At 68.7% G+C, this 21,823-nt stretch carries 19 protein-coding genes; 12 read left to right on the forward strand and 7 right to left on the reverse strand.

Translation table 11 applies throughout. The features are described 5' to 3' along the window. Window positions 1-2,091 (reverse strand): type I polyketide synthase (locus tag DM816_RS12460; protein WP_162907376.1); only part of this gene is annotated, 2,091 nt, incomplete at its 3' end. A 249-nt stretch (window positions 2,092-2,340) separates the two neighbouring features. Between DM816_RS12460 and DM816_RS12465 the strand changes: the two genes are divergently transcribed. The 8 genes from DM816_RS12465 to DM816_RS12500 all read left to right on the forward strand — a co-directional run bounded on the left by DM816_RS12465 (window position 2,341) and on the right by DM816_RS12500 (window position 10,764). Further along, entirely contained in the window at window positions 2,341-3,105 is a 765-nt protein-coding gene (locus tag DM816_RS12465; RefSeq protein WP_162907377.1) for an SDR family NAD(P)-dependent oxidoreductase, read from the forward strand. A 32-nt stretch (window positions 3,106-3,137) separates the two neighbouring features. Beyond that, window positions 3,138-4,340: a cytochrome P450 gene (locus DM816_RS12470; RefSeq protein ID WP_117210373.1), complete on the forward strand. Its 1,203-nt coding sequence runs from the start codon at window positions 3,138-3,140 to the stop codon at window positions 4,338-4,340. Next, window positions 4,337-4,552, forward strand: a complete 216-nt coding sequence (locus DM816_RS12475) for a ferredoxin (protein WP_246001912.1) — start codon at window positions 4,337-4,339, stop codon at window positions 4,550-4,552. The genes DM816_RS12470 and DM816_RS12475 overlap by 4 nt, the downstream gene beginning before the upstream one ends. Before the next feature lie 40 nt (window positions 4,553-4,592). After that, window positions 4,593-6,062 carry an MFS transporter gene (locus DM816_RS12480; protein ID WP_117210374.1) on the forward strand — a complete coding sequence of 490 codons (1,470 nt, stop codon included), beginning with the start codon at window positions 4,593-4,595 and terminating at the stop codon, window positions 6,060-6,062. Between the two features lie 295 nt (window positions 6,063-6,357). Further along, a complete protein-coding gene (locus DM816_RS12485; RefSeq protein ID WP_117210375.1) occupies window positions 6,358-7,974 on the forward strand; it encodes an FAD-binding oxidoreductase in 1,617 nt (538 codons plus the stop codon). A 62-nt stretch (window positions 7,975-8,036) separates the two neighbouring features. Beyond that, the gene (locus tag DM816_RS12490; RefSeq protein WP_117210376.1) at window positions 8,037-8,831 is read left to right on the forward strand and encodes an SDR family NAD(P)-dependent oxidoreductase; all 795 of its coding nucleotides are present in this window, start codon (window positions 8,037-8,039) and stop codon (window positions 8,829-8,831) included. An 8-nt stretch (window positions 8,832-8,839) separates the two neighbouring features. Then, entirely contained in the window at window positions 8,840-9,931 is a 1,092-nt protein-coding gene (locus DM816_RS12495) for an NAD(P)-dependent alcohol dehydrogenase (protein ID WP_117210377.1), read from the forward strand. Window positions 9,932-10,161: 230 nt separating this feature from the next. Continuing rightward, a complete protein-coding gene (locus DM816_RS12500; protein ID WP_117210378.1) occupies window positions 10,162-10,764 on the forward strand; it encodes a phosphotransferase family protein in 603 nt (200 codons plus the stop codon). A gap of 71 nt (window positions 10,765-10,835) precedes the next feature. Here the strand turns inward: DM816_RS12500 and DM816_RS12505 are convergent, their stop codons facing one another. The 6 genes from DM816_RS12505 to DM816_RS12530 all read right to left on the reverse strand — a co-directional run bounded on the left by DM816_RS12505 (window position 10,836) and on the right by DM816_RS12530 (window position 17,971). Then, window positions 10,836-11,810 carry a zinc-binding dehydrogenase gene (locus tag DM816_RS12505; protein ID WP_117210404.1) on the reverse strand — a complete coding sequence of 325 codons (975 nt, stop codon included), beginning with the start codon at window positions 11,808-11,810 and terminating at the stop codon, window positions 10,836-10,838. A gap of 212 nt (window positions 11,811-12,022) precedes the next feature. Beyond that, on the reverse strand, window positions 12,023-13,576 hold the full coding sequence (locus DM816_RS12510) for a family 43 glycosylhydrolase (protein ID WP_117210379.1): 1,554 nt from the start codon (window positions 13,574-13,576) through the stop codon (window positions 12,023-12,025). A gap of 29 nt (window positions 13,577-13,605) precedes the next feature. Then, on the reverse strand, window positions 13,606-14,547 hold the full coding sequence (locus DM816_RS12515; RefSeq protein WP_117210380.1) for an N-acetylglucosamine kinase: 942 nt from the start codon (window positions 14,545-14,547) through the stop codon (window positions 13,606-13,608). After that, entirely contained in the window at window positions 14,544-15,875 is a 1,332-nt protein-coding gene (locus tag DM816_RS12520; protein WP_117210381.1) for a hypothetical protein, read from the reverse strand. Before DM816_RS12520 ends, DM816_RS12515 begins: the two co-directional genes overlap by 4 nt. Before the next feature lie 4 nt (window positions 15,876-15,879). Then, on the reverse strand, window positions 15,880-17,145 hold the full coding sequence (gene hisD / locus DM816_RS12525) for a histidinol dehydrogenase (protein WP_246001913.1): 1,266 nt from the start codon (window positions 17,143-17,145) through the stop codon (window positions 15,880-15,882). A gap of 58 nt (window positions 17,146-17,203) precedes the next feature. After that, window positions 17,204-17,971 (reverse strand): GntR family transcriptional regulator, encoded by a 768-nt coding sequence (locus DM816_RS12530; RefSeq protein WP_211588666.1) that lies wholly within the window; start codon window positions 17,969-17,971, stop codon window positions 17,204-17,206. A gap of 98 nt (window positions 17,972-18,069) precedes the next feature. On the opposite strand from DM816_RS12530, the gene DM816_RS12535 reads away from it, so the two are divergent. The 4 genes from DM816_RS12535 to DM816_RS12550 are packed head-to-tail and all read left to right on the forward strand — an operon-like array spanning window position 18,070 to window position 21,813. Then, window positions 18,070-19,335, forward strand: a complete 1,266-nt coding sequence (locus DM816_RS12535) for an ABC transporter substrate-binding protein (RefSeq protein ID WP_162907378.1) — start codon at window positions 18,070-18,072, stop codon at window positions 19,333-19,335. Continuing rightward, complete coding sequence (locus DM816_RS12540) at window positions 19,328-20,245, forward strand: carbohydrate ABC transporter permease (RefSeq protein WP_246001914.1); 918 nt, start codon at window positions 19,328-19,330, stop codon at window positions 20,243-20,245. Before DM816_RS12535 ends, DM816_RS12540 begins: the two co-directional genes overlap by 8 nt. Further along, the gene (locus tag DM816_RS12545) at window positions 20,242-21,066 is read left to right on the forward strand and encodes a carbohydrate ABC transporter permease (RefSeq protein WP_117210385.1); all 825 of its coding nucleotides are present in this window, start codon (window positions 20,242-20,244) and stop codon (window positions 21,064-21,066) included. Before DM816_RS12540 ends, DM816_RS12545 begins: the two co-directional genes overlap by 4 nt. A 6-nt stretch (window positions 21,067-21,072) precedes the next feature. Continuing rightward, window positions 21,073-21,813 (forward strand): sugar isomerase domain-containing protein, encoded by a 741-nt coding sequence (locus DM816_RS12550; protein ID WP_117210386.1) that lies wholly within the window; start codon window positions 21,073-21,075, stop codon window positions 21,811-21,813. Window positions 21,814-21,823 lie beyond the last annotated feature (10 nt).

A 21,823-nucleotide genomic window follows, 5' to 3' on the forward strand; every position in this document is an offset into this window, starting at 1 on the left:
GATGACGACCGCGCGCGGGCCGTTGACCGCGGCCAGCGAGATCGGGCCGTCCACCGCGGCCAGCAGCTCGGCGACCTCGGCCTCGTCGGCCTGGGCCGCGGCCATCGCGCCGCCCGTCGGCAGGGCCTGCATCAGCCGGCCCCGCGCGGCGACGAGAGTGGCGGCATCGGCCAGCGACAGCACCCCGGCGACGTGTGCCGCGGCGATCTCGCCGATCGAGTGCCCGCACACCAGATCGGGAGTCACGCCCCAGGACTCGACGAGCCGGAACAGCGCGACCTCGACGGCAAACAGCGCCGGCTGCGTGTAGCCGGTGTCGTCCAGCCCGTCACCGCGCTCGATCACTTCGCGCAGCGGCCTCGGCAACAGCGGGTCGAGCGCGGCGCACGCGGCGTCGAAAGCGGCGGCGTACTCAGGGTGTGCCTCATACAGCTCAAGACCCATCCCGATGCGCTGCGCGCCTTGCCCGGTGAACAGGACGGCCAGTGCGCCCCCGACGGTCTGGCCCGTGTGCACGCGTGCCGAGGGCGACCCTGCCGCCAGCGCCGCCAGGCCGGCAAGCAGCTCGTCACGGCTGGCGCCCGCGATGACGGCGCGGTGCTCGAACGCGGTCCGCGTGGTGGCCAGGGACCACGCCACGTCGATCGGGTCGTCGAGGGCCCACCCTTCCAGCGCTCGGGCCTGGTCTCGCAGGGCCGGCGCGCTGCGCGCGGACAACGGCCAGAGGATGGCCGGCGGCGCGTCGGCCGGGACCGGCACCGTGGCCGGCGCGCCGGGCCGCTCACTGAGCACGAGGTGACAATTGGTGCCGCCCATGCCGAAGCTGCTGACACCGGCGATCAATGTGTCGTGCGGGCGTGGCCACGGCGCGAGCTCACGCGCCACCGACAGGCGTAGCTCGTCGAGCGGGATAGCCGGGTTGGGGGTCTCGAAGTTGAGGCTGGGTGGGATCTCCCGGTGGTGCAGCGCCAGCGCCGCCTTGATCAGGCCCGTCACACCCGCGGCGCCCTCAAGGTGTCCCACGTTGGTCTTCACCGACCCGACGACGAGCGGCTGAACCTGTGCGGAGCGGGGCGCGCCAAGCACCGCGCCGAGCGCCGTCGCCTCGATCGGGTCGCCGACGCGGGTCCCGGTGCCGTGCAGCTCGACATATTGCACCTGGGCGGGATCGATGCGCGCCGCAGCGTATGCGGCTCGCAGCACCTCCGCCTGCCCTTCGGCGCTGGGGGTGGTCAGCGTGTCTCCGACACCGTTGTTGATCGCGCCGCCGCGGATGACGCAGTAGATCGTGTCGCCGTCGGCCAAGGCCGCGGCCAGTGGTTTGAGCAGTACGGCCCCGCCACCCTCGCCGCGGACGTAGCCGTTGGCGCGGGCGTCGAAGGTGTAGCAGCGCCCATCGGGCGACAGCCCGCCCCACTTGCTGGAGATAATCGAGCTCTCCGGCAGCAGGCTCAGGTTGACGCCGCCGGCGATGGCCGCGTCAGACTCGCCCTTGCGCAGGCTCTCGCACGCCAGGTGCACGGCCGACAACGAGGACGACTGTCCACTGTCGACGGTGAGGCTGGGGCCGTGCACACCAAGGAAATGCGACAGCCGGCTGGACAGAATGCTGCGCTGTATGCCGGGCGCGGTGTGCTGGGACGCCGCGCCGACACCGTCGCGGTAGACCAGCTTGGCGTAGTCGTCCCAGATCGCCCCTACGAAGACGGCCAGGCGCGTGCCGCGGACCGACGCGGGCAGCACACCCGCGTCCTCCAGCACCTCCCAGCCCAGTTCGAGCATGAGGCGCTGCTGCGGGTCCATGGCCGCGGCCTCGCGGGGCGAGATGTGGAAGAACGGTGCGTCGAACCGGTCGACCCCGTCGAGGAAAGATCCCCACATCGACGTCATGCGGCCGGGTGCCAGCGGGTTGGGGTCATAGGCGGCCGAAGCGTCCCAGCGGTCGGGCGGAACCTCGGTAACCGTCTGACCGCCGGTGCGCAGCAGCTCCCAGAAGTCGCGCCCGGAGCCAACCCCGGGCAGCCGAACCGAGATTCCCACTACTGCGATCGAGTCTGCCTCCCGTGCGCCGGGATTCACCGAATTAGTCATCTCCCCGCCTCACCACACAGCCATGCCGGATCCAGGGCATAGAAGTGCCCAAAGAGAAACAGCAATGGCACTAGGCTCCGCGCCGGGCTGCCGGGACGGCAACCCCTACAAATCCCCTAATGCGCATAGGGGGCTGTCGTTGTTACGCTCCCGATGTCTCGTTCCGCGCCCGGTGGTGCGCCGTGTGCGCTTTCCCGCCACCGTGCAGGCGGAAGCCGTACCGAAAAATCCTTCCGGAGCGTCGCGAAAATGGATCTGGGCCTGAAGAACAAGGTGGCCATCGTCACCGGTGCCAGCGGGGGCATCGGCCAAGCCACCGCCCTGGCCTTGGCGGCCGAGGGCGCCCGGGTGCTCGGCACCTACCACAGCAACCCACAGGGCGCCAAAGAGCTGCTGGAGCACGCCGAGCGCACCGGGACGGAGGCGCTGACCATGCGCCTGGATCTGTCCGATCCCGACTCGATCCAGGCAGTGGTCGACGGCGCGGCCGGGCAGTGGGGCGCGGTGCACATCCTGGTCAACAACGCCGTGGCACTGCCGCCGTTTCCGGCACACGGGGAGCTGTTCGAGCACGCGCCGGCGCATCGCTTCGCCGACTCGCTGACCAGCAATCTGATGGGGCCATACCTGTTCAGCCGCGCCGCGGTCGGGCACATGCGTGCGGCGGGGTGGGGCCGCATCGTTCACGTGTCGTCCACCTTCGCCGACGACGGTTTTCCGGGGCGCGCGCCATACGCCGCCGCCAAGTCCGGCCTGCACGGCCTGACCAAGGTGATGTCCCGAGAGCTGGCCCGCGTCGGCATCCTCACCAACGTGGTGATGCCCGGCTTCATCCCGGCCAAGGGCCAGCCGCAGTCGCTCATCCAATACGCGTCGGCCGCCGCCGCCACCAAGCGCACCACCTCCGCCGGAGATGTGGCCGCGACCATCGCGTTTCTGTGCTCGGCAGCCAACTCCAACATCACCGGCCAGGTGGTCCGGGTCGACGGCCACTTCCTCACACCTGCGCCCTGAAAGCGCGTACCTTCCGCGGTGATTGGAAAAGCATGAACGAAGACAACGACACCAGTGCGCTCCCGGAGCTGCCGATGACGCGGGAGTGCCCCTACCATCCGCCGGCCGGTTACGAACAGCTGCGGGCCATCGGACCGGTGACGCGGGTGCGCCAGTTTGACGGCCGTCCGGTGTGGGCGGTCACCGGCCACCTGGAGACTCGGGAGCTGCTGTCGAGCCCGCACATGTCGGTGAACCGCTTCCACCCCAACTTCCCGATGCCGATCCCGGCGCTGACCCAGCTGCAGAGCCCCCGCACGCCCGCGATCGGGGCACTGATCCGCACCGATCCACCGGAGCACACCCGCCAGCGCCGCGACATCCTGCCCAGCTTCACGCTCAAGAAGATCGCCGTGCTGAAGCCGCGCATCGAGCAGATCGTGGAGGACCGGCTCGACGCCATCCTGGCCAAGGGACCGACCGTCGATCTCGTTGAGGAATACACCAAACCCGCTGTGGCGATGGTGCTTTCCCAACTTCTGGGGGTACCGTTCGCCGACCGCGAATACTTCGAAGACCTCACCTACCGGCGCTTCGACCCGGCCCAGGTCGTCGACGCGCTCAGCGATCTCACCGACTATCTGGCGCAGCTGTTGCGGGCCAAGGAAACCGAGCCCGGTGACGGCCTGCTCGACGACCTGGTGGGCAAGGTGCTCGCCGGTGAGCTCGACCGCGACGAACTCGTGAAATACGCGCTGGTGCTGGTGATCGCCGGGCAGGAGACCACCGCCAACACCATCGCGCTCAGCGTGCTGACCCTGCTTGAGCACCCCGACCAGCTCGCGCTGCTGCTCGACGACCCGTCGCTGTGGCCAAACGCGGTCGAGGAGCTGCTGCGCTTCCTGGCCATCACGGGCGGGCTCTCGCGCGTGGCCACCGCCGACATCACCATCGGCGACCTGACGATCCGCGACGGCGACGGCCTGATCTTTCTCAACCCGGGCGCCAATCGAGACGAGGCCCAGTTCGACCGGCCCAACGAGCTTGACGTGCGGCGTACCGTGCGCAACCACCTGACGTTCGGCTTCGGCATCCATCAGTGCATCGGGCAAAATCTGGCTCGGGTCGAGCTGGAGGTCGCGCTGCGGCGCCTGTTCGCCCGCATTCCCGCCCTTGCCCTGGCGGCACCCATGGAGCAGATCCCGATGCGCCAAGGGCTGGTCTTCGGCCTGGCAGAACTGCCGGTGACGTGGTGAGCGGCGCGCGCAGGCTGGTGCCAAGCGGCGACGCCACCCGGTGCGTCGGTGCCGGGCAGTGCGTGCTGACCGCGCCCGAGGTGTTCGATCAGGACGACGACGGCACCGTGGTCGTGCTGGCCGAGGAGGTCGACGAGAGCTACCGTGCGCTCCTCGCCGAGGCGGCATACCTTTGCCCCGCATCGGCAATCAGCTTCGCTGAACACGGCTGACCGGCCGCCGCATTCCGTACCGACTCAAGGAAGACAAAACATGGCGACAACCGATGCGGCGACCAGCGCGGCGCAGACCGAACGCGGACCGTCGAGCCGATGGACCGGCCTGGCCGTGATCTCACTGGCCCAGCTCATGGTCACGCTGGACTCGACCATCATCGCGGTGGCCCTGCCCTCCGCCCAGGACGAGGTGGGCCTCACCGACGTCAGCCGGCAGTGGGCCGTCACCGCCTATGCACTGACCTTCGGCGGCTTGCTGCTGTTGGGCGGGCGCATCGGCGACCACATGGGACGCAAGTGGTCGCTCATCATCGGTGTGGCCGGGTTCGCCGTGGCCTCGGCGCTTGGCGGTGCGGCCGGCACCGCGGAGCTGCTGGTGGCGGCGCGGGCGCTGCAGGGTGTGTTCGCCGCGCTGATCGCCCCGGCGACGCTGTCGCTGATCAGTCTGACGTTCCTCGACCCGGGCGAGCGGGCCCGCGCGTTCGGCATCTTCACCGCGACCTCGATGTCCGGTGGCGCCACGGGTCTCGTGCTCGGCGGCGCCCTGACCACGTTGGTGGACTGGCGCTGGTGTCTCTACGTCAACGTGCCGATCGCCCTGGTCATCCTGATCGGCGGCTGGCTGACCGTGCCGAGCACGCACGGCCGGCACGGGGCGCGGCTCGACGTGCCGGGCGCGGTGCTCGGGACGCTGGGCCTGCTGGCCGTGATCTACGGGCTCGGCGAGGCGGGCAACCTTGGCTGGTCGTCGCCGATCATCATCGGTGCGCTGCTGGTCGGCGTGCTGCTGCTGGCGTCGTTTGTGGTGGTGGAGACAAAGGTGAGCGCACCGATGCTGCCGCTGCGCGTGCTCACCAACCGCAACAGTGGTGGGGCGTTCCTGGCCATGGCGATCTCCGCCTTCTGCATGCTGGGCATGTTCCTCGGCATGACCTATCAGCTCCAGTCGGTCATGGGCTACAAAGCGATACAGGCCGGTTTGGCGTTTCTCGCCTACATCGTCACCGCCGCGATCTACTCCACGCGCGTGGCGCCCAAGCTGCTGCTGCGGGTGCGACCCGGCGTGATGATCTCGTCGGGGCTGGTGATTTCCGCGATCGGGCTGTTCCTGCTGACGCGGCTCACGCCGGAGTCGACATATCTGGTCGACATTTTCCCGGCGTTGTTCCTCTTCGGCATCGGCGTGGGAAATATCGCGGTACCCATCTTCAGCACCGCGATGTCGGCCGCGGACAGCCGCGACGCGGGCATCGTCTCCGCGGTGGTCAGCACATCCCAGCAGATCGGCGGGTCGATCGGCACCGCGCTGCTCAACACGGTGTCCACCGTGACCGCGGCGGGCTACCTGCTCAGCCATCCGGGCGGGACCGGCGCTGCGTCTGCGGCGATGGTGCACGGCCTGACTGTCGCGTGCGCCGTCGCGGGCGGTGTGGCGCTGGTGGGCGCGATTGCCGCACGCTTGCTCATCGACATCGACCCACGGAAGAAGCAGACCGTATCCTCCTGAATGGACGATCGGCCCTCCAGAATGGACGATTGGTCATTGGCAGTGTTCGATTACTGACAGAGACGGTAATCGGGCCCGCATAGCACCCCGCCGCAACAGCGCTCCGCGAGCCATCCGTCACAGAAGTGAGATACAGCAACGGAAACAGCCCATCGTAGGGGTTAGTTAGGGGTCGACTCGACCGTCACCATGCGTGATTCTCGCCTTGGCGCACACACTGACTCTCGGTCCCGTTCGAAAAGCGCTTCAAGTGCGTGCCCACGACTATTCTTTCGACCCCTCGAAGGGCTTATGCATGTCCAGCCTCAGCCGAAGAATGCTCATCGCAGGAGCGGGTTCCGCGGCGGCCGGCCTCGCCACCGGCATCGTCGCCTCGCCGGCGCCCGCGCACGACCCGGGCGAGATCCCGCCGGGCCCGAGCACCATCACTCCATCCGACACGCGCTATCCCGATGCCCAGTTACGTGGCTACAACAAACGCTTCGTGGGCACACCCGAGGCCGTGCGCATCGTCGGCAGCACCGACCATGTGATCCAAGCGGTCCGCGAGGCGGTGCGAGCGGGCAAGCGCATCGGCGTGCGCTCGGGCGGCCACTGCCTCGAAGGCCTGGTCGACGACCCCGCCGTCAAGGTGGTCATCGACTTCACCGAGATGCGCGACATCGCGTTCGACCCGGCGCGCAACGCCTTCACCATCGAGCCCGGGGCAACCCTCGGCCAGATCTACCGCACGCTGTACTACGGCTGGGGTGTGACCATCCCGGGCGGCGTGTGCCCGGCGGTTGGCGCGGGCGGCCACATCGTCGGGGGCGGCGTCGGTCCACTGTCGCGGCAGTTCGGGTTGGTTGCCGACCTGCTGTGCGCCGTCGAGGTCGTGGTGGTCGACGCGGCGCGCAACGTCAAGGCGATCGTGGCCACCAACAATCCGGCCGACCCCAACTACGACCTGTGGTGGGCGCACACCGGCGGCGGTGGCGGCAACTTCGGTGTGGTGACCAAATTCTGGCTGCGCCAGCCCGGCGTCCGCTCCAGCGTCCCCACCCAGTTGTTGCCCAAGGCACCGGGCGGTTACCTGGTCGGCCGCGCCATCTGGAACTGGCCGGACATGACCGCCGCCATGTTCCGCCAGCTGTGTGCCAACTTCGGCGCATGGCACGAGCAAAACAGCGCACCGGGCTCGCCCGGCGCCGCCCTCTACGCGTCGCTGATCGCGCCACGCTTCGAAGCCGGGCGGATTCTCGTCTCGGGCCAAATCGACCCGGGCGTGTCCAGCCAGGTCGCGCTGCTGGACAGCTTCCTGGCGGCGGTCGGCGCCAACGTCGGTCCGCAGCCACTGGTCGTCAAGACCCCGGTGCAGCCCTGGCTCAACCCGACCATCTCCATTCCGGACACCGCGGTCTCCCTGGGCATCACGGGCCCGCCACGTTCGAAGACCAAGGGTGGCCTGCTCAAAAAGCGATACACCGACCAGCAGATCGACGTCGCATACCACCACCTGACCCGGGCCGACTATTCGCACAAGGCGTCGGTGTTCACCCTCGCCTCATACGGCGGCCAGATCAACGCCCTCGCCTCGGGCGCCACGGCGACCGCGCACCGCGGCTCGATCATGCTCGGTTCGGTCTTCAGCGCCTGGGACGTGCCGGCCGACGACCAACGCCATCTCGATTGGACCCGGGCGTTCTACCGCGACATCTACGCCTCCACCGGCGGCGTGCCCGCACCCAATGACATCAACGAGGGCACATACATCAACTGGCCGGACGTTGACCTCGCCGACCCGGCGTTCAACAGCTCCGGGTTCAGCGCGCAGGAGCTGTACTACGGCGCCAACCTGCCGCGGCTGCGCCGGATCAAGGCCAGATACGACCCGTACGGGGTGTTCCAGCACACCCTGAGCATCAGACCCTGACCACCACGGTGACGCGGCGGCGCGATCGCCGCGTCACCACAGCGCGGAAACGGAGTGCGCGCATGGCCGAGCATGGCCCCTACAGCGGCAAGGTAGCCGTCGTCACCGGGGGCGCCGGTGGCATCGGCGCCGCCTGTGCCGAGCGCCTCGCCCAGGGTGGGGCGCACACCGTCATCGCCGACATCGACACCGAGCGTGGGCCGGCCGTCGCCGCGCGGATCGGCGCGGAGTTCGTCGCCGCCGACGTCAGCCGGCTCGGTGACAACACGGCTCTGTTCGACCAGGTCGCCGAACGATTCGGCCGGCTCGACCTCGTCCACCTCAACGCGGGCATCATCGGCGACACCGGGCCCGGCGACCGCTTCGATCCCGTGCGCTACCAACGGATCGTCGCCACCAACCTCGATTCCGCGGTCTTCGGTGTCCAGGCGGCACTGCCGCACCTGCGCGCGGCCGGTGGCGGCGCCATCGTCGTGACGGCCAGCGCCGCGGCGCTGCGACCCTCCATCGAGGTCTACTACTCGGCCACCAAGAGCGCGGTGATCGGCCTGGTGCGCTCGCTGGCAGTGGTGCTCGCCGACGAGGGCATCACCGTCAATGCGCTGTGCCCCGGCCTGGTCGACACCTCCATGATCGCAGGGCGGCGTGAGGCCATCCGTGCCGCGGGTGTTCCCGTCGCCGATCCGCGTCTCGTCGCCGACGCGCTGGAAGACGTGCTCGACGGCGGTGGCACCGGCAACGCGTGGTTGGTCATGGCGGATCGCGGCATCGCCCCGTTCCCGTTCGCCGATCTGCCCGTGCCCGGCGCCGACCGGCTGCGCTACCGCGGCGGTGTGCTTGTGGCCGACAACAGTTAGGAGATGCCATGACGATCAGCCTTGCCGCGGTGGTCCGCGCACAGGGTGGCCCGTTCCAGCTCGAAGACGTGCAAGTCGAGCCACCCCGGCCAAACGAGGTGCTGGTGCGGATCGTCGCCACCGGCATGTGCCACACCGACCTGCTGGCGCGTGACCAGGTCATGCCGCCCGCCCCGCCGTGCGTGCTCGGCCACGAGGGCAGCGGCGTGGTGGAGGAGGTCGGCGCGGCCGTGCGGTCGGTGTTGCCCGGCGACCCGGTCGTGCTCGCCCCGGCAAGCTGCGGCCAATGCGTGAACTGCCTTGCGGCGCATCCCATGCAGTGCCGCTCGTTTCTCGGCCTCAACCTGCGCGGGCGGCGGCCGGACGGCACGACCGCCTACCGCGGCGTCGACGGCACCGAGCTGGGCGGCCACTTCTTCGGCCAGTCATCGTTCAGTGGACTGGTCGTGGCCGACGAGCGCAGCGTGGTCCGGGTGCGCCGGGACGCACCGCTGGAGATGTTGGGTCCGCTCGGTTGTGGCCTGCAGACCGGGGCGGGCGCGGTGCTCAACGTGCTGCGTCCGCGTCCCGCCGGCAGCATTGCCATCTTCGGGGCGGGTCCGGTCGGCCTGGCCGCGGTCATGGCGGCCGTGGTCGCCGGATGCCGCGACATCATTGTTGTCGACTTGCATTCCGCGAGGCTCCAATTGGCGACCGAGTTGGGTGCCACCGCCGTCTACGAGGCCGGAGACGATGTAGTCGAGCGGATCAACGCGGCGGTGGGCGGCACCGATCACTCCGTGGACGCGGTGGGCTTGCCCCAAACGGTGCGCGCCGCCGTCGACGTGCTCAACGTCGGGGGCAGCGCGGCCATCGTCGGCTCGGCCGGTACCGGAAAGGAAGTGTCTTTGAATTTCTCCCGGTTGTTCGGCCGCACCGTCACCGGTGTGGTGGAGGGCGACAGCGTTCCGGGCCTTTTCATCCCGCAGCTGGTCGACCTGTTTCTGGCCGGCCGGTTCCCACTCGACCGGCTCATCACGCGCTACGAGCTCAAGGACATCAACCTCGCGGCCTCCGACTCTGATGCGGGACGCGTGGTCAAACCGGTGCTCCTGCACTGACCGTGGCGCCGTAGCCGGCCGAGGCAACCCTTGCCCGGCGCGATCCAGCGCGCAGAAATCGCCGACATAGATGTCCTGCCTGCAGAACGAACACCACCCGGAAGTCGCCTTCGCCAGAGCGCACGCTAGCCCTTCGGCGAAGGCCTCGTGGGTCTAAACCACGCTGCTTCACGAGCGCGGCCACCGGCCGACTCGGCCACCTCGGTGTTGTACAGAACGAACCATGGCGTGTGGCAGGGAAAGCTTTGCGTGCGATTCACGACCTGGGCAGCACTTTGGTTGACCAAGCCGGTGACATCGTAAAAGGAGGCTCCACGGCCTTTGCCGAAGGCAGTTGGGGTCGCTGGCAGGCGGCGTTCGGTCGTGCGCAGGCAAGACACGTAGCAGAACGTCGGCCTGATCTGGTTGCCGTTTTGGATCGAGCTCTCACTGTTCTGGATTCAGCGGTTCCACTTATGGACGCGGCTCCTATCACCGTGGTTCACGGGGATCCGCATCCCTGGAACGTCATGGTTGCTCACTATGACGATGGCTGGTGCTGTACAGGCTGGCTGGATTGGGAGTTTGCCATAGCGGGCGATGCGGACTTCGACCTGACGCGGGCCGCTCGCTCCCGGCTCGTAGAACTTGGCGAGATGCCAATGGCTTTCTACGACGGGTACGGCAGAACGCCCCATCCAACTCGTGAAGCTCTCTACGAGCTCGTCTACTTCCTACATATGGCCAAGGACTCGCAGTATCACGTTGACCGTGCCACGTATCGGTACGCGTGGACGTATATCAATTGTCTGCCTAGCCGGCTCGAAGAGCTTGAGGCGTTACTGGAGCTGTGAAGTGAGGCGTTCTCATCCCGGACGCAGTGCCGTACACTTCGCATTGCCGTTCCTACTCGGGCAGCTAAGCATCAAATGCCGGTGGTGAGCAGGGTTTTGCCGAACACGGCGCGGCCCTCGATCGCGGCGTGTGCCGCCCCGGCCTGGTCGAGGGGAAACGTCTGCCCGATCACGGGTGCGATCACGCCTGCGGCGGCCTCGCGCAACGCCTGCTCAAGGTAAGCCGATCGGTCACGCGCGGTCAGTTGTGCCGCCTCGATGCCGGTCGCTGAAACGCCCCGCTCGTCGGCGGCCTGCCAATCGACGGACGCGAAACGCCCGCTCGGCGAGCCGTGCGCGGAGAACCGTCCCCCGCGAGCGGTCAGCATGAACGCCGCCTCACCGAGCTGACCGCCGACATTGTCCAGCACCACGTCAGCGCCGTGCTCACCGAACACCGCTCGGGCCTGCGCGATCCAATCCGGACGAGCCGAGTCGATCAACTTATCGGGACCGAGTCGCGCCACCCGCTCCAGCTTCGCGCCGCGGGCCACCGCGACCACCCTCTCCGCGCGGGCGCGGGCCAACTGCACACACAGCAGTCCCAAGCCGCCGCTGGCCCCAACCACGAGCACCCCGTCCCCACGACCGACCTTCGTCACGTCGAACAGGGCCAGCGCGGTCACTGCGTCGTGCAGCAAAGCGGCGGCCACCGCGAGGTCGACGCTGTCGGGCACGACTACCACCGCCTCGGCGGCCACCACGGCTCGATCGGCGTAACCGCCTACCCCGCCTGTGTGGGCGACGACCCTGCGGCCAAGCAGACCCCGGGGCACTCCCGCACCGACCTGCAGAACCCGGCCGGCGATCCCGCTGCCCGGCACATACGGCGGGCGCATCGGAAAATACTCCTGAGCCGCCCCGGAACGTATCGCCGTTTCCACCCACAGCGTGTCGATCACCTCTACTCCGATCAGGACCTCCCCGTCGCCCGCCACCGGATCGGGCGTCTCGACCAACCGGAACACCTCCGGACCACCGAACTTCGACACCATCGCCGCACGCATCACACCCACGCTCCGTTCCATCGCTCGATGTGGCTACGCTAGGAGTTCAACATTGGTTGAAGTCAAGCGCGCGGAGGTCGCCCGTCGCCGGCCGACTGGGAGCACCTGACCATCCGCCTGATGACGGAAGCGAACCAGCGCATCCGACAACTGCGGCGAGTTCTCGACGACATCACTGGCGGAGACAAGCTATGCGAGCTCCCACCCGGCAGCTAACCCGCCGTCACCGGCCGCAGCCGCCACTTCTGGTTGGTCGCGTAGAGGTATTGCCAGACCAAGACATTGGCGCCATTGTCGGCACCGGCGTGGTCGACATCGAGGGCGCGGCCGCCGATTTTTGAGGATATCCGGTACCATCCACCGCCAAGCGCGTCGATATACCACTGCTGGTTGAGACCATCATTGGACTGCCACTGCAACACGTTCGCACCGTCCACGTCGGACGCGTCGGCGACGTCGAGCAGCTTGCCGCTGTGCACGGCATGCAGCTGGTATGAGCCGTCGCTCAGGACCCGCAGGCGCCACTTCTGGTTCGCGGCGCCCAGATATTCCCACTGCAAAACGTCGGCTCCGTCGGAGGTGCTCGCCCAGGCCACGTCGAGCACCTTTCCGCTGTGCCCGGCGGTGAGCACGTAGTCGCCGGGCGGCAGCGGCTGCGCTCCCGGGTCTCCTGAAGGCAAAGCCAGGGTCGCGCTCGTGGACACCGGCACGCCGAAGTCGGGTGTGCCGTCGGCTCGCCAGTTCACCTTCTGCAGCCGCGTTGCACGGTCTCCCCCGCAGCTGCCGCTGGGGTTGGTCACCCCGTGGTAGGCCATCCACGTTTGCGTCCCGTCCGGGGACGTGAAGAAGCTGTTGTGCGCGGTGGTGTAGGCCGAGTTGGCCGCCGAGGCGCGGAAGACCGGCTCCGGAGACTTCGACCACGCCGCCGGGTTGAGCACGTCATCACCGCGGAACGTCAACAGGCCCAAGGCGTAGTTGGGGCTCGTGCAACCGCTGGCCGAGTATGCCAGGAAGAGCCTGCCGCCACGCCACAGCGCGGCAGCGCCCTCGTTGACCGCCGCGTGGTCGGACTCCCACGCGTATTGCGGTCTCGACAGCAGCACGCGCGGGCCGCTGGTCGTCCACGGGTTGCTCATCGGTGCGATGTAAAGGTTTTGCGGGCCTGTCGTGCCGGGCTGCCAACCGGACCAGATGGCATACAGGCGACCGTCCGGCATGGACAGTACCGTGCCGTCGATCGAGTAGTGATCAGCCGCAGCGGCGAGAGCGCCCTTGAAGCTATAGGGGCCGAGCGGATCCGTGCCGGCGCTTTCCAAGACGTACATCCGATGGTTGGCCACCGCGTGGCTGCTGTCGGTCGCGGTGTAGTAGATGTACCATTTGCCGCGCAGTAGATGCATCTCCGGGGCCCACAGCGCGCAGCATCTCGATGCGGTGGTGTCGCGCCACACCACTGTCTCGGGTGCGGTTGCCAGCTCGGTGACGGACGCCGCCTTCGTGATGGCGATGTGGTCGTTGCGAGTGTATGTCAGGTAGTAGTGACCCTGGTGGGTCACCATGAACGGGTCGGCGCCGCTCTCCTTGACGGGGTTGCGAAAGCCCGAAGCAGGGTTGCGAAAGCCGGAAGCGGGGTTGCGCGTGACCGCCGTCGATTGCGCTGCCTGTTGTTGCTGCCCACGGGCGGGAGCGAGGCTCGCCACCGAGCCTGCGGCCGTTGTCGCGAGCACGGCGAAGGCCGTCCAAAAGCGACGGGCTGACAAACGCATGTCGCCTCTCCTTTGCCAGGACCGCCGCTTCAGTCGATGACGGTCGTGTCGGTTGTGGCAAGCAGCCGGTGATAGGGCGGGCGATCCGGCTCGCGCGCGAGAGCCAGCCCGCCACTGAGCGCGTCGCCTTGCGGACGTACCAAATCCAAATAACCGGCAAGTTCGCTTTCCAGAAGGCTGCCGGGATGCAGCAGCCGACCCGCGTAGCTCACCCGATAGGGGTCGGTGAGCCCGGCGGCGCGAGCGGCTGCCGTGGCAGTGCGGGCAAGGTCTTGGGCGGCTTGGCACACGATGTCGCGCGCCACCGGATCTCCCGCCTCGGCGTGCTCCATGACGACCACCGCGAACGACGCGACCCGTGACGGGATGTCGTGTGCCCGCAAGAGCTCTTGTATCGCAGCCACGCTGAGTCCGCCAAGGTGTGCCGCCGCGGCGTCGACGAGGGTGGTGGGCGCACCGGAGCCGTCGAACGCCGCGAGCGCGGACGAGAGGCCGGCCCGCCCGATCGCGAATCCACTGCCGCGATCGCCGAGCAGATATCCCCAACCGTCGGCACGCGCCCAGCGCCCGTCGTGATGGAAGGCGAAGGCGACCGTGCCCGTGCCGGCGCAGATCACGGTGCCGGGCCCGTCGAGGGCGCCGGCGTGAGCGAGGACGCCGTCGTCGACCACATGGACCGCCGCCCCGCCAAACAGCTCCGCCAGCGACTTCCCAAGCTGCTCGCGCAGCGCGCCATCAGCGGGCGCACCGGTCAACCCCGCGCACAACCGTTGCACCGGCCCGCTATAGCCGCAAGCAGCCTTGGCTTCGGCGGTCGCACTCACGATCGCCGTGAGGTCACCGATCCCCGGTTGATAGCTGAATCCGGGTCCGGTCGCGCTCCAGCGCCCGCCCGGCCCGTCGATGAGCAATCGGAGCTCGGACTTGCCGCCGTCGATGACCGCAACGGTCTCGGTCATGGTCTCAGTCATGTCGCGCTCGCGGCTTCGTGGGCGAGCCGGATCGCCTGCCGGACCAGCGACTCGCTCTCCTCCAGGGAAAACAGGCTGCTCAGGGCCTCGTATGTGCCCGCCTCGTGCCCCGCCTCGTCGGCCACGTAACCAAAATAGCCATCGCTGTATCCGATGACCCTCGTGGTCGTGAATGGGCTGTCCCGCGCGATCCTGGCGGCCAGCGTGCCGAACGGCTCGACGGGCAGGTGCAGCCACGCGACCTCACCGAGGCTCACCACGGTCATGGGCAGCCGCATCGTCTCGGGCAGCTCCACTTGCGACAGTCGCTGCTGCCGCCGTGCGCCTTCCAAGCGCGTCATGGCGATGCGGGCGTCCGGCGCCTCCGGCGTGCCCGCCTGGCCACACCATGCCTCCTGCGCGGCGGCGAGTTGCCGTGCGGCGTGTTCCGGTGTCGGGAGTGGACGGACGTGCAATTCGGCCGCGCCACGGTGCACTCGGGGAGCGTCCACATTGGGCAAGGGCTGGGCGTCGTCGTGCAGCCCGCGCAGCACCGTCCCGCTGAGGATCGCCCCGATCCGTGCCACCTCGGTGAAGCCCCGGCCTCGGCGCAGCAGGCGTGGGCTCGCGTCGCCCGCTGGGCCCTGCAGGAAGCCGACGATCGGCCGCGCTTGCCCCCCGCCCGTGAACCCGGCCAGCGCGGTGAGCGCCTCCTCCAGCACGTGCCGTGCGAGGCCGGGCCAATCGGCCGACCAGTGGAGGTTTTCCGGGCCGAGCACGGTCGGGTGGCTCGCGTAATCGAACAGCATCGCGCGCACCGGCCCACCACCCGGTGCCCGCAGCGCGAGGATGCCGGTGCGGTTGTCGTGCCAGCCGTCGGGGTGGTGGCGATTGGCGCCAGCATTGGGCGCGGGCACCAGGCACCAGTGCGCTTCGACCGGCTCCGGCCGCACGGCCGCCTGCCGTGCCAGACGATCGACCGCCGCGACGAGTTCGCCGATCAGCGCGGCGTCCCGTGCGCCCTCGTCCGCCGGGTGCAGTGGCCCGGTCCAGCCCTCCGGTCCGGAGTGCGTATGCGAGGCGCAGACGACGACATTGTCCGCGGGCACAGCGAGCGCACGGGCCACGGCCGAACGCAGATCCGTCGAAAGGCCCACGTCCACGGCGACCGCGTCAAGGCACAGCCAGGCGACGGCCCCCGTGCCCGTGCCAAGGCAGATGAGCGTTGCCCGCAACGGGTCGTGCGTCCCGAGCGCCGTCTCGCGGCCGCGTGCTATGTATCCGGCCATCGCATGGCCCGGTTGCGGTGTCACATCGGCCTGCGCGGCGCGCAGCAGCATCGTGCTCATCGGCTCAGCTGTCGATCCGCAGGCGGGCCGTGAGCGCGTGGCCATGCATGAGCTCGGCGTCGGCGATGGCCGCGGTGGCCGGGGCCACCAACCGGCTACCCTCCGGCGTAACCCGTTGGTACGTCACGGTTTTGAGGAACTTGCCCACCCACAGGCCACCGGTGTACCGGGCCGCGCCCCGGGTCGGCAGCACGTGGTTGGTGCCGATCGCCTTGTCGGAATAGGCCACTGTCGCATGTGGACCGAGGAACAGCGAGCCGTAGTTGCGCAACCGTTCGAAGTACCAATCGGGATCGGCGGTCTGGACCTCAAGATGCTCCGGCGCATACCCGTCCATCACCTCGACCGCCTCTTCGGGCGTCGCGCACACGATCACCGTGCCATGGTCGCGCCAGGCCTTCCCCGCGACGTCGGCGGTCGGCCACGTGGTCTCCAGCCATCGCTCCACCTCACGCAGCACGGCTTCGCCGAAGGCACGTGACGTGGTGACCAGCAGTGCCGGGCTGTCCGGTCCGTGCTCGGCCTGGCCCAGCAGATCGGCCGCCACGACGCGCGGCTCGGCGGACTCGTCCGCGATGACGGCGACCTCGGTGGGTCCCGCGATGAGATCGATGCCGACCCGGCCGAACAACTGACGCTTGGTCTCGGCGACATAGGCGTTGCCCGCGCCCACGATCATGTCCACGGCGGGCACCCCCTCGATGCCGAACGCGAGCGCAGCGAGCGCCTGAACGCCGCCGAGACAGACGACGACGTCGGCTCCGCACAGCGCCATCGTGTGCAGCTGTGGCGGGAAGACTCCCTTGCCGTCGCGCGGCGGGGCCACCGCGACCACTCGCTCGACGCCCGCCGCCTTCGGCACGGCGACCGTCATGATGGCCGACGCGATCAGCGGATAACGACCGCCGGGAATGTATGAGCCGACGGAGCCCACGGGAAGGTGCCGGTGCCCCAGCACCACACCGGGCAGCGGCCGCACCTCAAGGTCGGTCAGGCTGTCGCGTTGCCGGCGGGCGAACTCGGTGACCTGCCGGACCGCGAAGTCGATGTGCGCGGCCAGTTCGTCGTCGACCAGCCGCCGCGCCTGCTGCACCTGCTCGGGCCCGACGATGAACGAATCGGGCTCCCACCCGTCGAAGCGGGCCGAGTAGCGGCGGATGGCCGCGAGCCCTTCCCGCTCCACGTCAAGCAGGATCCTGCTCACCGTCTCGACGATCTCCGGCGACGCGGCGGCGGCCGGGCGCCACCCTTCCTTGAGGTATTCGGGCACGCCGCGAGGGTACGAAGCACGAGACCGGCTTGTCAATACTGGTACGTACCAGTGCCGGTCAGCGGGCCAGCTTGTGCACCCGCACCACGGCGTCGTAGATATCTCCTCGGTACCAGGAACGCCCGGCTTCGAGCACGAGGCCCTCGGTGTCATAGCTGACGCCCTCGACCAGCAAGCAGGGTTGCGTCCGCTCGATGCCAAGCAGCGCCGCGTCGGCCGGATCGGGAAGCACCGCGGCGAGCCGGTTCTCCGCGCTCCCGGCCCGCACTCCCCAGCGCTGTTCGAGCTCGTCGTAGAGCGACCGATCGTTCCAGTCCAATTCGGACAGCTCGGGGAAGCGGTCAAGCGACACGTTGGTCCGCTCCAGCGCCATGGGCACGCCGTCGGCCGTGCGCAGCCGCTCCAGCCGCAGCACCGGCGAGCCCGCGGCGACCTGCAGCCGGGCCGACAAGGACTTGCTGGCCGCCTCGGTCATGGCGGACAGGACCTTCGCGCCCGGTTGCCTCCCACGCCTGCGCATGTCATGGCTGAACGAGGTCAGCAGGTCGATGTGCCCGGGACGCGGCTCGGCGACGAACGTGCCGTGCCCGTGCCGGCGAAACAGCAGGCCGTCGGCGAGCAGCCGGTCGACGGCCTGGCGCACCGTGGTGCGCGCGATCCCGTAGTGCTCGGCGAGCACCCGTTCGGAGGGCAGCAGCGCGCCCGGACCCAGCCGGGCGGCAAGCTCCTCGAGCACCGCATACAGCGCGTCTGCTTTGGACATGCTCGCCGGAAGCCGCCGCCGCAGCGGCGCCTCGGGCGTGGGCTGGTGTTTCGGTCGGGCCACGAGACCAGTATCTCAAGCTTACTGGTACACACCAGTACTTGACACAGGTACATACCAGTATTAGCTTGGCCGCATCTTTCCTGGTGAAGGGAGCGCTCGTGGCAAAGCTGGCTCGATGGGTTCTCGCCGCGGCCGTGGTCGCCGCCGCGACCGGGTGTGCGCCCGGTGGCGCGCCCGCGGACGGGAACATCACGCTGAACGTGTGGGGGTGGCGCACCGAGGACGTGGCCGCCTACAACAAAATCTTCGAGCGGTACGAGAAGAACCACCCCGGCGTCAACGTCGAGTACCGCGCTTTCAAGAACACCGAGTACAACACGATCCTGCTCACCGGGCTGGCCGGCGACGCCGGACCAGACCTCGCCCAGCTGCGCGCCTACGGCGAGCTGCAGCCGAGCATCGCCTCGGGCGGCCTGCTCGCACTCGACGGGCAGATCGAGGCACTCAAGTCGTTCCCATCGTCCACTCTGGACGGCGTACGGTCCAAAGACGACGGCAAGGTCTACGGCGTCCCGTTCGCCATCCAGACCATGCACGTCATCTACAACAAGAAGCTGTTCGCCGCGCACGCAATCGCCCCGCCCGCCACGTGGCAGGACATGACCGCGGGCGCGGACACGCTGCAGTCGGCGGGCGTCACCCCGTTCGCCGTCACCGTCCGCGACGACTGGATGCTCCCGATCGAGCACGAAATCTTCGGTGCCGGCCGCTACGGCGGGCCGGACTTCCGCGAACGCCTGCTGCGCGGCAACGCGAAATTCACCGACCCCGATTACGTGGCGTCCATCGAGCTCTACGCGGGCACGACGAAGTACTGGCAGCCCAAGTTCTCCGGGGTCGGCTACGACGACGCGAAGGCCCTGTTCGCCTCGGGCAAGGCGGCCATGTTCCCCGGCGGTGTCTGGGAGCTGGCCGAGTTCCGGCGGGCCGTGCCGGACATCGAGATGGGCATCTTCAACGTGCCGCCGCCACCGGACGCCAAGGTGAACAAGACGCTCACGCCCGGTTTCGTGGACGGTTCGTTCGGTGTGTCGTCGCGGACCCCGAGGCAGGCCCAAGCGCTGGAGCTGGCGCGCTGGATGGCTTCGGCCGAGTTCGGTCAGGCGTTCTCCGACGAGCTGACGCAGATTTCTGCGGTACCAGGGACGACTCCCACCGATCCACTGCTCAAGCAGGCATTCGAGGGCTTCCGGGCCAACCCCGGCCCATACCTCATGTACGGCGACTTCGGCTACGGCACCCCGTCGGGCGCGGAGTTGCTGCGAGCCGGGCTGGCCGACGTGCTGCTGGGCCGCAAGTCGGCTGCCGATGTCGCGTCGGGTCTGCAGCGCGGTGTCGAGCAGTGGTTCCGGCCTCGTGGCTAAGCGCGGTGCGGGCAGCAGCGGCCGGGTCGGGTGGACAGCCTTTTTCTGCGGGCCGGCCGCGCTGCTCTACACGGTGTTCGTCGTCGTGCCGCTGGTGACCGCGCTGTGGTACAGCATCTTCTCCTGGAGAGGCACCACCCAGGGCCCGCTGTCGGGATTGGACAATTACGCCACGGTGCTGACCGCTTATCCTTATCAGGACCAGCTTTTGCGGGCCTTCGGCCACAACGGCGTGTTCTTCGTCGGCACAATGCTCGTGCAAAACACCGTGGGCCTGGCGCTGGCCCTGTTGCTGCACCGGGCGCCACTGGGCAGGCGGCTGTTCCAGACGCTCTACTCGCTGCCATACCTGATCAGCCCGCTGGTCGTGGGATACCTGTGGTCGATGTTGCTGTCGCCGTCCTTCGGGCCGGTCAACGCCGTGCTGGAGGCGGTCGGCCTCGACGCCCTGGCCCGGCCGTGGCTCGGCGACCCCGGCACCGCCCTGCCCGTGGTGGTTCTGGTCAACGCGTGGCAGTGGGTGGGCGGGCCGATGCTCATCTTCGGCGCGGCGCTCGCGGCGGTGCCCGCCGAGCTGGAGGAGTCGGCCCGCATCGACGGCGCCTCGGCCTGGAAGACCTTCTGGACGGTCCGCTTCCCGCTGATCCTTCCCACGGTCGGCGTCGTGACGCTGCTGACCTTCATCGGCACCTTCAACGTCTTCGACCTGGTTTTCGCGCTCGGCGGATCCTCGGGCGGGCCGGGGCAGGCCATGGACGTGCTCGGGTTGCTGTTCTACCGGCTGGCGTTCCAGGGCGGCGTCAATGCCATCGGCCTGTCATCGGCGCTGGCCATGCTGATGTTCGTCTTCGTTTTCGGGATCTCGCTGCTGGTCGACCGCATGCTGCGCCGCCGCGAGGTGAACCCGTGAAGACCACAGCCCGGGGCCGCATCGCCACGCAGGTGCTGCTGTGGGCCTATGCCGGGGTCGCGGCCGGGCCGCTGCTGCTCGTCGTGCTGGGTTCGCTGCGGCCCAACCAGGATCTGTTGCGCGATCCGCTGGGGTTGCCGCAACGCCCGACCCTGGCCAACTACGAACGGGCGTGGCAGAGCGCTTCGCTGTCGACGTATCTGTGGAACTCCGTGCTCATCACGGCAGCGGCCGTGGCGCTGTGCACGACTGTGTCGCTGATGGCCGCCTATCCCTTGGCACGCTGGCACTTTCGCGGTCGTGCCATGCTCGCCGCGTACTTCCTGTCGGGATTGATGCTCCCGATCAAATTGGGTATCCTGCCCATCTTCTACATGTTCCAGAGCATGTCGCTGATCGACAGCCGGCTCGGCCTCATCCTGCTCTACGCCGCCTCGGGGATTCCGTTCTCCGTCTTCGTACTGATGGCGTTTCTGCGCGGGCTGCCCCGTGACGTCGAGGAGGCGGCCCGCATCGACGGCGCCGACGAGCTGCGCCTGTTTCGCTCGGTCATCACGCCGCTGGCGCGCCCGGCCATCGCGACCGTTGCCGTCTTCCAGATCGCGCCCGCGTGGAACGACTTCTTCTTCCCGCTGGTGCTGTTGCGTTCCACCGACAAGTACACCATCCCGGTTGGACTGTCGCGATTCTTCGGCGAGCACGCCGCCGACCGGGGCGCGCTCTATGCGGGCCTGGTGCTCGCGGTGCTGCCGCTCGTGGTCGTGTTCGTCATCGCCAGCCGCCAGATCGTCGCCGGACTGACCGCCGGCATCGGGAGGTAGAAAATTATGGAGTATCCCACCATCGCGCGCCGTGTCGTCGACCATGTGGTGCAGACTCAGGCAGGTGCCATCGAGGCGGCCGCCGATCTGGTCGCCACGGCGATCCGGGCCGGCGCGATCCTGCACGCCTTCGGCACCGGCCACGCCCGCATCGTGGCGCACGAGCTGTCCGGCCGCGCCGGTGGGCTCGTCCCTGTGAATCTGGTATCCATCAAGGACCTCGTGATGTTCGGCGGCCAACCGCCCGCCGACATCCTCGACCCCACCGTCGAGCGCGACCCGGCGCTCGCGGCGCGGGTCTACGAACTGGCCGCCCCGAAACCCGCGGATGTCTTCCTGATCGCCTCCCAGTCGGGCATCAACGGCTCGGTCGTCCAGATGGCTCGCCTGGTCACCGACCGAGGCCACGCGCTGATCGCCATAACGTCCTTGGCGCACAGCCGATCCGTGCCTTCGCGGCACGAGAGCGGCACCCGGCTGGGCGACCACGCGCACGTGGTCATCGACACCGGTGCGCCGGTAGGCGATGCGGCCGTGACGCTGCCCGACGGCACGCGCAGCAACGCGGTCTCCTCGCTAGCCGGGGTGCTCATCGCGCAAATGCTCACCGAACGGGTGTGTCGCCTGCTGCTCGACTCCGGCATGCGGCCCCCTGTTTACACCTCAATGAACGTACCGGGCGGTGACTCCAGCAACGCCGAGCTCATCGCCGCGTACACGGGTCGCGTGCGGCCCATCGAACCCTGACCCTCTCTTC

The organism is Allorhizocola rhizosphaerae (genome assembly GCF_003426775.1).
GTDB classification, from domain to species: Bacteria; Actinomycetota; Actinomycetes; order Mycobacteriales; family Micromonosporaceae; genus Allorhizocola; species Allorhizocola rhizosphaerae.